The 12,920-nt window shown below is 67.5% G+C and carries 13 protein-coding genes; 10 read left to right on the forward strand and 3 right to left on the reverse strand.

Annotation, left to right across the window (positions count from 1 at the left end; genetic code table 11):
* Positions 1-313: 313 nt before the first annotated feature.
* The 4 genes from V9K91_RS19060 to V9K91_RS19075 are packed head-to-tail and all read left to right on the forward strand — an operon-like array spanning position 314 to position 3,157.
* A complete protein-coding gene (locus V9K91_RS19060) occupies positions 314-889 on the forward strand; it encodes a nitroreductase (protein ID WP_336443790.1) in 576 nt (191 codons plus the stop codon).
* The gene (locus tag V9K91_RS19065) at positions 890-1,813 is read left to right on the forward strand and encodes a 5'-3' exonuclease H3TH domain-containing protein (protein WP_336443791.1); all 924 of its coding nucleotides are present in this window, start codon (positions 890-892) and stop codon (positions 1,811-1,813) included.
* Positions 1,810-2,361, forward strand: coding sequence for an NUDIX hydrolase (locus V9K91_RS19070; protein ID WP_068849376.1), 552 nt, complete (start codon positions 1,810-1,812; stop codon positions 2,359-2,361). The genes V9K91_RS19065 and V9K91_RS19070 overlap by 4 nt, the downstream gene beginning before the upstream one ends.
* Positions 2,354-3,157: an N-formylglutamate amidohydrolase gene (locus V9K91_RS19075; RefSeq protein WP_336443792.1), complete on the forward strand. Its 804-nt coding sequence runs from the start codon at positions 2,354-2,356 to the stop codon at positions 3,155-3,157. The genes V9K91_RS19070 and V9K91_RS19075 overlap by 8 nt, the downstream gene beginning before the upstream one ends.
* Here V9K91_RS19075 and V9K91_RS19080 read toward each other — a convergent pair.
* A complete protein-coding gene (locus V9K91_RS19080) occupies positions 3,135-4,565 on the reverse strand; it encodes an MFS transporter (protein WP_249833783.1) in 1,431 nt (476 codons plus the stop codon). The two genes, V9K91_RS19075 and V9K91_RS19080, sit on opposite strands and share 23 nt — an antisense overlap.
* A 107-nt stretch (positions 4,566-4,672) precedes the next feature.
* Here V9K91_RS19080 and V9K91_RS19085 point away from each other — a divergent pair, with 107 nt between their 5' ends.
* Positions 4,673-5,557 carry a LysR family transcriptional regulator gene (locus V9K91_RS19085; RefSeq protein ID WP_336443793.1) on the forward strand — a complete coding sequence of 295 codons (885 nt, stop codon included), beginning with the start codon at positions 4,673-4,675 and terminating at the stop codon, positions 5,555-5,557.
* Positions 5,558-5,621: 64 nt separating this feature from the next.
* Here V9K91_RS19085 and pip read toward each other — a convergent pair whose 3' ends face one another.
* Positions 5,622-6,566, reverse strand: coding sequence for a prolyl aminopeptidase (gene pip, locus V9K91_RS19090; protein ID WP_068849368.1), 945 nt, complete (start codon positions 6,564-6,566; stop codon positions 5,622-5,624).
* A gap of 34 nt (positions 6,567-6,600) precedes the next feature.
* A complete protein-coding gene (gene prmC / locus V9K91_RS19095) occupies positions 6,601-7,458 on the reverse strand; it encodes a peptide chain release factor N(5)-glutamine methyltransferase (protein ID WP_336443794.1) in 858 nt (285 codons plus the stop codon).
* 342 nt (positions 7,459-7,800) lie between these two features.
* On the opposite strand from prmC, the gene ahpC reads away from it, so the two are divergent.
* The 5 genes from ahpC (at position 7,801) to V9K91_RS19120 (ending at position 12,712) form a co-directional block, all read left to right on the forward strand.
* Entirely contained in the window at positions 7,801-8,364 is a 564-nt protein-coding gene (ahpC, locus tag V9K91_RS19100) for an alkyl hydroperoxide reductase subunit C (protein ID WP_068849365.1), read from the forward strand.
* A 151-nt stretch (positions 8,365-8,515) separates the two neighbouring features.
* Positions 8,516-10,108, forward strand: coding sequence for an alkyl hydroperoxide reductase subunit F (gene ahpF, locus V9K91_RS19105; protein WP_336443795.1), 1,593 nt, complete (start codon positions 8,516-8,518; stop codon positions 10,106-10,108).
* 92 nt (positions 10,109-10,200) lie between these two features.
* Positions 10,201-11,157, forward strand: coding sequence for a LysR substrate-binding domain-containing protein (locus tag V9K91_RS19110; RefSeq protein WP_068849361.1), 957 nt, complete (start codon positions 10,201-10,203; stop codon positions 11,155-11,157).
* A gap of 136 nt (positions 11,158-11,293) precedes the next feature.
* Positions 11,294-11,698 (forward strand): nucleoside diphosphate kinase regulator, encoded by a 405-nt coding sequence (gene rnk, locus V9K91_RS19115; protein WP_068849359.1) that lies wholly within the window; start codon positions 11,294-11,296, stop codon positions 11,696-11,698.
* Positions 11,699-11,749: 51 nt separating this feature from the next.
* Positions 11,750-12,712 carry a transaldolase gene (locus V9K91_RS19120; RefSeq protein WP_336443796.1) on the forward strand — a complete coding sequence of 321 codons (963 nt, stop codon included), beginning with the start codon at positions 11,750-11,752 and terminating at the stop codon, positions 12,710-12,712.
* Positions 12,713-12,920: the final 208 nt, after the last annotated feature.

Consider the following 12,920-nt stretch of genomic DNA (forward strand, 5'->3'; position numbering starts at 1 on the left):
TCGCTGGTACAGAATGCAGCATGGATACAACAGGCACGGGCGTCCCCAAGACACCAGCACACGGATGGTAGGACGCCCCACCGGTCAGGGACAGTGAAACAGTCCGCACTTTGAACCTCATGACCCGGGTGCCGGCAGGCCTTGTATCGTAAGGCCAGCGCGGGTGGGAAGCGAGTACAGCGACGTGAAGGAGTGCCATTAATTAAGTGAGGTTCATCACGTTTTGTCGCAAATGGGCAGGAGATCGCCGGAAGACGGGTCACAAACTGCCCCGACTATAATCAGGGCCACCCCGAAGCCCGACAGAGACCCCATGCTCGACTCCCCTGCGCTGCAAGCCCTGGACGCCCGCCGTTCGGTTCCCGCCCTGCAACTGGGCGCGCCCGGACCGGACCCGGCCACCCTGCAGCGGATGCTGACCTCGGCCGTGCGCGTGCCCGACCACGGCAAGCGGGTGCCCTACCGCTTCCTGCGCATCGCCGGCGATGCCCGCCTGCAGCTGGGTGAGTTCCTGGCCCGGCGCAGCCGCGAGCGCGACCCCACTGCCTCCGATGCACAGGTCGAGAAGGACCGGCTGCGCTTTTCGCATGCCCCGCTGATCATCACCGTCATCGCCGCGCCTACGCCCAGCCCGAAGGTGCCGGAGCTGGAGCAGCTGATGACCGCCGGCTGCGTCTGCTTCGCCCTGTTGCAGGCCGCGCAGGCGCTGGGCTTTGGCGCCCAGTGGCTGACCGCCTGGATGGCGTTCGACACGGCCGTGCATGCCCACCTGGGCCTGGCCGAGCATGAGCAGATCGTGGGTTTCATCCATATCGGCACCCCGAAGACCGCCGTGCCCGAACGCGAGCGCCCTGATCCGGCCGCGCTGCTGCAGGACTGGGTGGGCTGAGTGCACACGCCTCTCTACCTCGTGGATGCCAGCCTGTACGTGTTCCGGGCCTGGCATTCGATGCCCGATGAATTCCAGGACCAGCAGGGCTGGCCGACCAACGCGGTACATGGCTTTGCCCGCTTCCTGCTCGACCTGCTGGAGCGCGAGCGCCCACAGCACATCGCCATCGCCTTCGACGAGGCGCTGGACAGCTGCTTCCGCCACACCCTCTATGCTGCCTACAAGGCCAACCGCGATCCCGCGCCCGACGCGCTGCGCCGCCAGTTCGCGCACTGCAAGGCGCTGTGCAGCGCGCTGGGCCTGGCCGTGCTGGCCCACCACGAGTACGAGGCCGACGACCTGATCGGCAGTGCGCTGCATGCGCGCCGCCCGGCCGGCATGCGCGGGGTGATCATCTCGGCCGACAAGGACCTGTCGCAGCTGCTGTTCGAGCATGACGAGCAATGGGATTACGCCCGCAACCAGCGCTGGGGCATGGCCGGGGTCAAGGCCCGCCACGGCGTGCATGCGCACCAGATCGCCGATTACCTGGCACTGTGCGGCGATGCGGTCGACAACATTCCCGGGGTGAGCGGCGTCGGCGCCAAGTCGGCCGCCGTGCTGCTGGCCCATTTCGGCAGCCTGGACACCCTCTACGAGCGGCTGGATGAAGTGCCGTTCCTGCGCCTGCGCGGCGCCGCCCAGATGGCGGTGCGGCTGCGCGAGCAGCGCGAGCATGCACTGCTGTGGCGGCAGCTCACCACCATCGCGCTGGATGCACCGCTGGATGCGGCGCAGGCCGATTTCAGCCGTTCCAGCGCCGATCCGCAGATGCTGCAGGGCCTGTGCGAGGCGCTGCGCTTTGGTCCGCTGACCCGCCGCCGGCTGTTCAACGCCGCCGGCATTCCCGATATTTCTTCTCCCGCCAGCGAGTTCGCATGAACCCCAACACGCAAGCCCCGAAGGTCGTCTACGAAGGCAAGTACCAGCGCATGGTCGTGCGCGGCTCGTGGGAGTACAGCGAACGCACCCACGCCGGCGGACTGGCCGCGATCATCATCGCCGTCACCCCCGACGACAATGTGCTGTTCGTCGAGCAGTTCCGCGTGCCGCTGCAGGCCAACACGATCGAGATGCCGGCCGGCCTGGTGGGCGATATCGACGCGGGAGAATCGATTGAAGACTCGGCCGTGCGCGAGCTGGAAGAAGAAACCGGCTGGACCGCCGAGCATGCCGAAGTGTTGATGATCGGCCCGACCTCCTCCGGTGCCAGCAGCGAGAAAATCGCCTTCGTGCGCGCCACCGGCCTGCGCAGGGTCGGCGAAGGCGGCGGCGATGCCAGCGAGGACATCACCGTGCATGAGGTGCCGCGCGCCCGCGCGGCGGCCTGGCTGGTGGAGAAGATGGGCCAGGGCTACCAGCTGGACGCGAAGTTGTGGGCTGGGCTGTGGATGATCGAGCACCACCTGGATGGGACCGCACGTGGCTGACTCCCGCGCGCTTCCGCTGGCGGCCGCGCCCCTGCTTGGCGCGGAAGATCCGGCACCGTTCACCGTGCTGCATCCGGCCGGGCGTTCGCCGTATATGCTGATCGCCGACCACGCCGGCCAGCAGGTGCCGGAGGTGCTGGCGGACCTGGGGCTGCCGCAGGTCGAGCGCGACCGCCATATCGGGTGGGACATCGGCATTGCCGGGGTCACCCGCGAACTGGCGCGGTTGCTCGACGCGTGGGCGATCACGCAGACCTATTCGCGGCTGGTGATCGACTGCAACCGTCCGTTGGCGTCGCCGACGCTGATTCCCGAGGTCAGCGACCATACCGTTGTGCCGGGCAACGCCGGGCTGTCGGCCGCGCAGCGCCAGCAGCGCATCGATGCGATCCACGCGCCCTACCATTCGCGCATTGCCGCCGAGCTGGATGCACGCGCCGGGCAGCAGCGCCCGACGTTGCTGGTGATGATGCACAGCTTCACCCCGCGCATGAACGGTGCGGACCGGCCGTGGCATGCCGGGGTGCTGTACCACCAGGACACGCGCCTGGCGCATGCGCTGCTGCAGGCACTGCGCGACGAAGGCGACCTGGTGGTGGGCGACAACGAACCGTACTCGGTCAGCAGCACCAGCGATTACGCGGTGCCGGTGCATGGCGAAGGCCGCGGGCTGCTGCACGTTGAGCTGGAAATCCGCCAGGACCTGATCGCCGATGCCGCCGGTCAGCGCGCGTGGGCCGAACGCTTGGCGCGGGTTTTCACCGCGCTGGACGTTACCGCGCGGCCAACTCCGTAACCGGCACGGCGGCGCCGGTTTTCTCCGGGCGCAGCCACAGCGCTACGGCCACGCCCAGCAATGCGAACAGCGCCGCGCCGTACTGCGCATGGACCAGCCCCTGCAGTGCTTCGGGGCTGGTTCCCACCGCGCTGGTGCTGCGGTTCGCATTGGCCAGCATCACCAGCAGCGCCAGGCCCAGTGCGCCCCCGATCTGCTGCGCGGTGGCGGCCATGCCCGAGGCCACGCCCTGCTGCGTGGCCGGCACGCCCTGCCCGGCCACGATCCACATTGCCGTCCAGGTCATGCCCTGGCCGATGCTCAGCACCACGATCCCCGGCAGCAGCGCCCAGTAAGTGGCGCCATATGGCAGCGCCACCGCCACCGCGCCGATGCCGATCGCGCCGGCGGCCATGCCCAGTGCCAGCACCTGGCGCGGCGAACGCCGGCGCAGCATCCGTTCGCTGATGCGGATGCCGAACGTGCACACCAGCGTGGGTGGCAGGAACGCCAGGCCGGCCTGCAGCGCGCTCCAGCCGTAGCCATCCTGGAAGTACAGCGCCAGGAAGTAGTACTGCACGCCGAAGCTGCTCATGAACACCATCGTCAACAGCATGGCAGCGCGCAGGCTGCGCAGGCGCAGCAGCGAAAACTGCATCAACGGGTCGCGGCTGCGCTGTTCGATCGCCACGAAGGCGGCCAGCAGCGCCGCGGAGGCCAACAGGCAGCCCAGCGTGCGCGGCGCGGCCCAGCCCCACTCCGGCGCCTGCACCAGCGTGGTCACCAGCAGGCTGCCGCCCAGCGTGACGGTCAGGCAGCCGGCCAGGTCGAACGAGCGGCCGCGCAGCTTCGCCGCATCGCGCGGCAGCCACCAGCCTGCCAGCAGCGCGCAGGCGCTGGCGAAGGGCACGATCACCAGCAGCACAGACGACCAGCCGAAGCTCTGGGTGAGCACGCCACCGAGCAGCGTACCCAGCGCCAGGCCGCCGGCGCTGGCCATCGACCAGATCGCCAGCGCCCGGTTGCGCGCTGCCCCTTCGGCGTAGAGCGTGCTGATCAACGACAACGTGGCCGGGAACAGCAGCGCTGCGCCGATGCCCTGCACGGCGCGTGCGGCGATCAACACCCCGCCGCTGCTGCTGAGCCCACCCACCAGCGAGGCCAGGGCGAACAGCGCCATGCCGCTGCGATAGACCCGGCGCCGGCCGATCAGGTCGGCGGCGCGACCGCCCAGCAGCAGGCAGCCGCCGAAGGCCACGGTGTAGGCGCTGACGATCCACTGCAGCTGCTGGGCGTTGATGCCCAGCTGCACGCCCATCTCATGCAGGGCCACGAAAATGATGGTGGCGTCCAGCGCGATGATCAGCTGGGCCATGGCCAGCAGGGTCAACGCCAGGCGGGGCGGGAAAGCAGGTGCGGAGTGGGTCATGCCGGTGGGTACGAGGGGGAGGCGGGCAGTCTCATTGATGACGTCGAACAAATAAACCCGGATACTTCGATTTCTGTCATGCATTTTCGCATTAATCGGACGTCGCCATGGATCTCAATGCCGTGCGCATGCTGGTGCAGGTGGCCGAAGCCCGCAGTTTCACGGCGGCCGCCGGGCAGCTTGGCATCAGCCAGTCGGGGTTGTCGCGCGCAATCGGCCGGCTGGAAAGCGAACTGGGCGTACGCCTGCTCCAGCGCACCACCCGCGCGGTCAGCCTGACCCCGGATGGACGCCAGTTCGTGGAGCACTGCACGCCCCTGTTGTGCGGGCTGGAGGATGCCGAGCGCCGGCTGGGCGACCGCCCCTGCACGCCCTCGGGTGTGCTCAAGCTGACCGCACCGTCGATGTTCGGGCGCAAGGTGCTGGTGCCGTTGACCGGACAGCTGATGGCCCGCTACCCGCAGCTGCAGTTCGAGCTGGTGCTCAACGACCGCCTGGTGGACCTGGTCGAAGAAGGCTTCGACGCCGCCCTGCGCACCGGCCCGATCAGCGACGTGCGCATGGTGGCGCGGCCGCTGCGGCCGCTGCGTTGGGTAACCGTGGCCTCACCCGGCTACATCGCCCGGCATGGCGCGCCGGAAAGCGTCGATGCGCTGCAGGACCACACCTGCCTGGCGGTGCGCAACCTGCGCAGCGGACGGCTGGTGGACTGGCAGTTCCGCGACGGCGATGGGCTGCGCGACTTCACCGCGCCCGCGCGGATGGTGTTCGACAGCGGCGATCCACTGGTGGAAGGCGCGCTGGCCGGGGTCGGCATCGTACAGGTCATGGATTTCGCAGTAGCCGATGCGTTGGCGGACGGCCGCCTGGTGCGCGTGCTGGAACCCTTCGAAGGCCGCACGCGGGCGTTGTCGCTGGTCTATCCGCCGTCGCGGCAGGCCTCGCCGAAATTGAAGGTGCTGGCCGACGCGTTGTCCGCCGGCACCTGGTGACCGCCGGCCACGACCCACGGTCGTGGCCTACCCTTCCGCCCTGGCAGGTGGCTGGGTACGTGGATCAGGCGGCAAAGCCATCCGTGGCGCGCACCAGCGCATCGATGGTCTCTGCCTCGAACGCGGAATGACCCGATGCCGGGCTGATCTCGAGCGTGGATTTCGGCCAGGCCTTGTGCAGCTCCCACGCATTCTGCAGCGGGCAGACCACGTCGTAACGGCCGTGCACGATCACGCCCGGGATGTCGGCGATGCGGTGCGCGTCGCGCAGCAGCTGTTCTTCGACCTCGAAGAAGCCGCCGTTGACGAAGTAGTGGTTCTCGATGCGCGCGAAGGCCAGCGCGAAGCGCGGATCTTCATGGCTGTTCACGAAGTCGGCATCCACGTGCAGGAAGCTGGTGGCCCCTTCCCACACGCTCCACGCCTTGGCCGCGGCCAGGCGGGTGGCTTCATCGTCGCTGGTGAGGCGGCGGTGGAAGGCGGAAATAAGGTCGTGGCGTTCCACCGCCGGGATCGGCGCCAGGTAGTGTTCCCACGCATCGGGGAACAGGCGGTTGGCGCCTTCCTGGTAGAACCATTCCAGTTCCCAGCGGCGCAGCATGAAGATGCCACGCAGCACCAGCTCGGTGACCTGCTGCGGGTGGGTCTGGGCATAGGCCAGTGCCAGGGTCGAACCCCAGCTGCCGCCGAAGACCTGCCAGCGTTCTACCTTCAGGTGCTCGCGCAGCTTCTCGATGTCGGCCACCAGATCCCAGGTGGTGTTGTCCACCAGGTCGGCGTGCGGGGTGGAACGGCCAGCACCGCGCTGGTCGAACAGGATGATGCGGTACTTGGCCGGATCGTGGAACTGGCGCATCTTGTCGCTGCAGCCGCCACCGGGGCCGCCGTGCAGCATCACCACCGGCTTGCCCTGCGGATTGCCGCACTGTTCGAAATACAGCGTGTGGCGGTCGTCGACCTTCAGGCTGCCAACGTCGTAGGGGGTGATGGCCGGGTACAGCGTGCGCATGGGTGGAGCTCCAGTGGAATCACGGTCGCTCATTCTACCGCTGGGTGGTGGGCCACCGTCCCAGGCTCACCCGGTCGCGCTGCTCCAGGTCCAGCGCGGTTTCCACCTCGACGAATCCGGCGCCCTCCAGCAGCGCGCGGATCGCTTCGCCCTGGTCCCACCCATGTTCCACCAGCAGCCAACCGCCCGGCTGCAGGTGCGCGGGCGCGCCGGCGATGATCAGGCGGATGTCGTCCAGCCCGTCGTGGCCGGAGGCTAGCGCGGTAGCCGGTTCGAAGCGCAGGTCGCCCTGGGCCAGGTGCGGGTCGTCGCTGGCGATGTACGGCGGATTGCTGGCGATCAGGTCGAAGCGCTCTTCGGCCAAGGGGGCATGCCAGGATCCCTGCCGGAACGCGACGTTGGCCAGCCCATGCTGGCGGGCATTGCCGGCAGCGACCGCGATCGCATCGCCACTCATGTCCGTGGCCACGATCTGCGCCAGCGGACGTTCGCTGGCCAGGGCCAGCGCAACGGCACCGCTGCCGGTGCCCAGGTCGGCGATCCGCAACGGCACGCCCTCCGGCAGCCGCTCCAGGGCCAGTTCGACCAGCCGTTCGGTTTCCGGGCGCGGAATCAAGGTGGCCGGGCTGACCGCCAGGTCCAGGGTCCAGAAGCCGCGCCGGCCCAGCAGGTAGGCCACCGGCTCACCGGCAATGCGACGCTGCAGCAGCGCCGCGAACGCCTCCGCCGTGGCCGGGTCGAGCAGGTCGGTGGCATGCGCGAACAGCCAGCCGCGCTCACGCCCCAACACATGCAGCAGCAGCAGTTCGGCTTCGTGCCGGCCTTCCACCCCGGGCAGCACGCGGGCGGCGGCGGCAAGCAGCTGGCGGATCTCCTGTGGAGTGGCGGTCATGGCGGGCCTGGGCGTCGGTGGGGGCGCAGTGTAGGCCAATGGCGGCACGGGCCGGCCGCCGCGACTGGTTGTCGCAGCCACCTCGCGACGCTGAAAGGCGGTTCAGGCACCGCGACCGGCGGATAACCTGCGGCTATCACCGCGCGGCGCGAGGAAATGATGAAAATCCTTTCCACACAATAGGCTACGAATGAATAGCGGCCCGCGTTCACTCGGGGATCAGGCCGTTTCGATAGACTGTATCTATCGTATTGATGAAATCAATGCATTTTCCTTATCGAAACCCAGCCGGTACTCTGTGTTGGCTGCTTCACCCATCCCCCTTCACCACGAGGAATATCGATGTCGCTCATCAACACCCAGATCAAGCCGTTCGAAGCCAACGCCTACCAGAATGGCGAATTCATCAAGGTGTCGGACAGCACCCTGAAGGGCCAGTGGTCGGTCCTGATCTTCATGCCGGCCGCCTTCACCTTCAACTGCCCGACCGAGATTGAAGACGCCGCCGATCATTACGCCGAGTTCCAGAAGGCCGGTGCCGAGGTGTACATCGTCACCACCGACACCCACTTCTCGCACAAGGTGTGGCACGAAACCTCGCCGGCCGTCGGCAAGGCCCAGTTCCCGCTGGTCGGCGACCCGACCCACCAGCTGACCAACGCCTTCGGCGTGCACATTGCCGAAGAAGGCCTGGCCCTGCGCGGCACGTTCATCATCAACCCGGAAGGCGTGATCAAGACCCTGGAGATCCACTCCAACGAGATCGCCCGTGACGTCTCCGAGACCCTGCGCAAGCTGAAGGCTGCCCAGTTCACCGCCGCCAACCCGAACCAGGTGTGCCCGGCCAAGTGGAAGGAAGGCGAGAAGACCCTGACCCCGTCGCTGGACCTGGTCGGCAAGATCTAAGCAGCGCCTCATCCCCATTCCCGTTGCGACGGGAGTGGGGGTGAATCCAAGCCGGTGCGCCCGCGCCCGCTTCGGTTCACCCCTACGCCGCCCAGATGTACCGTAGCGGTACGTCGACGTAGTTCCTTTGCCTGAATCAAGGAGTTTTTCGATGTTGGATGCCAACCTCCAGTCCCAGCTGAAGACCTACCTGGAACGCGTCACCCGGCCGATCCAGATCACCGCGCACGCCGACGACGGCGCCAAGTCGCAGGAGATGCTGGAGCTGCTGGAAACCCTGGTCAGCCTGTCCAGCCAGATCACCCTCGACGTGCGCCGCGACGGCGCCGAGCGCACCCCCTCCTTCGCGCTGACCACGCCGGGCCAGGACATCCACCTGGCCTTCGCCGGCCTGCCGATGGGCCACGAATTCACCTCGCTGGTGCTGGCGCTGCTGCAGGTCGGCGGCCACCCCTCCAAGGCAACGGCCGAGGTGATCGAGCAGGTGCAGGGGCTGGAAGGCGAGTACCGGTTCGAGACCTACTTCTCGCTGTCCTGCCAGAACTGCCCGGACGTGGTCCAGGCACTCAACCTGGCGGCGGTGCTGAACCCGCGCATCCAGCACGTGGCGATCGACGGTGGCCTGTTCCCGGCCGAGGTCGAAGCACGCCAGATCATGTCCGTGCCCACCGTGTACCTCAACGGCGAAGTGTTCGACCAGGGCCGCATGAGCCTGGAGCAGATCGTGGCCAAGCTGGACACCGGTTCGGCCAAGCGCGATGCGGCGAAGATCGCCGCGAAGGCGCCGTACGACGTGCTGGTCATCGGCGGCGGCCCGGCCGGCGCCGCTGCAGCGATCTACGCCGCCCGCAAGGGCATCCGTACCGGCGTGGCAGCCGAGCGTTTCGGTGGCCAGGTCCTGGACACCATGGCGATCGAGAACTTCATCTCGGTCAAGGAAACCGAAGGCCCGAAGCTGGCCATGGCACTGGAACAGCACGTGCGCGAGTACGACGTGGACATCATGAACCTGCAGCGCGCCAGCGGCCTGGTGCCGGCCGGCGACGATGGCCTGGTCGGGATCAAGCTGGAGAACGGCGCATCGCTGAAGTCGCGCTCGGTAATCCTGTCCACCGGTGCGCGCTGGCGCCAGATGAACGTGCCCGGCGAAGACCAGTACCGCAACAAGGGCGTGGCCTACTGCCCGCACTGCGACGGTCCGTTGTTCAAGGGCAAGCGCGTGGCGGTGATCGGCGGCGGCAATTCCGGGGTGGAAGCGGCGATCGACCTGGCCGGCATCGTGACGCATGTGACCCTTCTGGAGTTCGACGACAAACTCCGTGCCGATGAAGTCCTGCAGAAGAAGCTGCGCAGCCTGGGCAATGTCACCATCATCACCAGCGCGCTCACCCAGGAAGTACTGGGCGATGGTCAAAAGGTGAACGGCCTGGTCTACAAGGACCGCGTGGGTGGCGACGCCCACCGGGTCGAGCTGGAAGGCATCTTCGTGCAGATCGGGCTGCTGCCCAATACGGAGTGGCTGAAGGACGCGGTGGCGCTGTCGCCGCGCGGCGAAGTGGTCATTGACGACCGCGGCCAGACCAGTGTTCCGGGCGTGTTCGCCGCGGGAGATTGCACAACCGTACCCTACAAGCAGATCATCATCGCCATGGGCGCCGGTTCGACGGCCGCGCTGAGCGCTTTTGACCACCTGATCCGAACTACCGTTCCCAAGAGCAGCGGCGCCGTCGCCGAAGCTGCCTGAAACGTCCGGTTCCCCGCTTGCGGGGAACCTTTTTTACCTGCTGGGGAAACCACGCCATCGCCCGGTCCATTACCGTCTAGAGGTACAAGGAAATGAACCTACGTGATCTGAAATATCTGGTGGCGTTGGCTGACCATCGCCACTTTGGTCGCGCGGCGGCGTCCTGCTTCGTCAGCCAGCCCACGCTCTCGACCCAGATCCGCAAGCTCGAGGATGAGCTGGGCCTGCCGCTGGTGGAACGTTCCCCGCGCAAGGTGATGCTGACCCCGGCCGGGCTGGAAGCGGCCGCCCGCGCGCGCTCGATCATGGGCGAAATCGAACAATTGAAAGAAGCGGCGCGGCGCAGCCGCGACCCGGAAGCGGGCACGGTCCGGCTGGGCATCTTCCCCACGCTGGGCCCCTACCTGCTGCCGCACGTCATCCCCAACATCCGCGGACGCTTCCCGCAGCTGGAACTGCTGCTGGTCGAAGAAAAAAGCGACGAACTCCTGCACCGGCTGCGCGACGGCCGGCTGGACGCGGCGCTGTTGGCACTGCCCCTGGACGACGACCAGCTGCACGCCGAGTTCCTGTTCGAGGAACCGTTCCTGTTGGCCGTCTCCGGCCAGCACCCGCTGGCGCGACGCCTGCACCTGGACGTGCAGGAACTGTCTTCGCAGAAGCTGCTGCTGCTTGAAGACGGGCACTGCCTGCGCGACCAGGCGCTGGCGGTGTGCCGGCTGTTCGGTGCCAACGAGAAATCCGAATTCCGCGCCACCAGCCTGGAGACGCTGCGCCAGATGGTTGCGGCCGACGTCGGCATCACCCTGCTGCCGACGCTGTCGGTGAAGCCGCCGGTGCCGCGCTCGGACAACATCCGTCTGCTCGACTTCGAAGGCGAAGACCGCCCCAGCCGGCGCATCGCGATGGCCTGGCGGCGCAGCTCGGCCATGACCGGGTTCCTGGAACAGCTGGCCGAGCAGTTCAAGCGGCTGCCGGAGGCATTGTTCATGCTGGACCCCGCCGATGGCGCCCCGGACCGGCCGCAGCCGCTGCAGGCGCGGGCCTGACGGTCACGCTGAACCGGCCATGCCGGGGCGCCCCGGGCCTGGGTCGCATACTCTGCGGATAGGCAGCACAATAGGACAAGGCGGTGCCAGCAGGCGCCGCCTTTTGCTTGGGTCTTCCATAATCAAGGAGTTTCAGATGTCTACCGCCAGCGGCCTGCCGCCGTCCATCACCGTTTCCAGTCACGACATGGACCGCCTCGAGGCCATGCTCGACGGACCCACCGTCGCCAAGACGCCTGCGGCGCTGGCCCTGGCCGATGAGTTGAACCGTGCGACCGTCGTGGCGCCGGAACAGATGCCCGAAGGCGTGGTCATGATGCATTCGCGGGTGGAATGCGAAGATGAGCTGCACGGCGACAAGCACGAGCTGACGCTGGTGTACCCGCGCGAAGCCGATGTCGACCAGGGCAAGGTCTCCATCCTCGCACCGGTGGGCACCGCACTGCTGGGCCTGGCCGTTGGCCAGTCGATGGACTGGGATGCACCTGGCGGCCGCAAACTGCGCCTGCGGGTGAAGGCCGTCCACGCCCCCAAGATTTGATCGTCCCTGCCACGCACCGCGCAGGGCCCAGGTAACGTTCCAGGAGCCGCAATGAGCACCGCAACCCCGTCCAAACTTTCGCAGCTGCGCGACCTGTCCGTGGTCGTGGCCGATACCGGCGATTACGAGGCGATCAAGCGCCTGAAGCCGGTCGACTGCACGACCAATCCCACGCTGGTCAAGAAGGCACTCGACCTGCCGGTCTATGCCGAACTGATCGAGCGCGAACTGGCCTGGGGCCGTGAGCAGTCGGGCGAGCGCGAAACCGTCGTGCACGCCGTGGCCGACCGCCTCACCGTGGGCGTGGGCACGCTGCTGAGCACGCTGGTGCCGGGCCGTGTGTCCACCGAAGTCGACGCCGACCTGGCGCACGACACGGCCAACACGGTGACCAAGGCGCGCCAGTTCATCGCCATGTACGAAGCGGCCGGCGTGCCGCGCAGCAAGGTGCTGATCAAGATCGCCGCCACCTGGGAAGGCGTGGAAGCCGCCCGCCAGCTGCAGGCCGAAGGCATCGACTGCAATCTGACGCTGATCTTCAACCCGACCCAGGCGCTGGCCTGCAGCGAGGCCGGCGCGTTCCTGATCTCCCCGTTCGTCGGCCGGATCCTGGACTGGTACGTGGCCAACGGCCAGGCCCCGGCCAACATCGACGCCGACCCGGGCGTGGTGTTCGTGCGTGGCGTGTACGCCGAGTTCAAGCGCCGCGGCTCGCCGACGGTGGTGATGGGCGCCTCGTTCCGTTCCACCGCGCAGATCGAAGCACTGGCCGGTTGCGACCGCCTGACCATCTCGCCGGACCTGCTGGAAAAGCTTGACGCCGACCACGGCGACCTGCCGCGCAAGCTGGTGGCGGGCGCCCCCGAAGCGGTCACCGTCACCCCGATCGACGCCTCAACATTCGCCGCCGACCTGGCGGCCGACCCGATGGCCACCGAGAAGCTGGCCGCCGGCATCGACGCATTCGCCAAGGACCTCGAAGCGCTGCGGCAGACGATTCGCGAACGGCTGTAAGCCGTAGTTGTTACCGATGTAAAAGCGGGACGGATGCTGCGATTGCATTCGTCCCGTTTTCATTTGAGATTTCCGCGAACGGCTGGCGTTTCAGTTCATCCGAGCAGGGCGGCCGTCGGCCAGCCCCGCTCCGGGACACGCCGTAAACCCATCCATGGGGGCTTGGCAAAAACATCCATGTTTTTGACAGTCCCTACGGGGGCTGCCC

The sequence above is a fragment of the Stenotrophomonas sp. CCNWLW57 genome, from assembly GCF_037203925.1.
GTDB classification, from domain to species: Bacteria; Pseudomonadota; Gammaproteobacteria; order Xanthomonadales; family Xanthomonadaceae; genus Stenotrophomonas; species Stenotrophomonas rhizophila_A.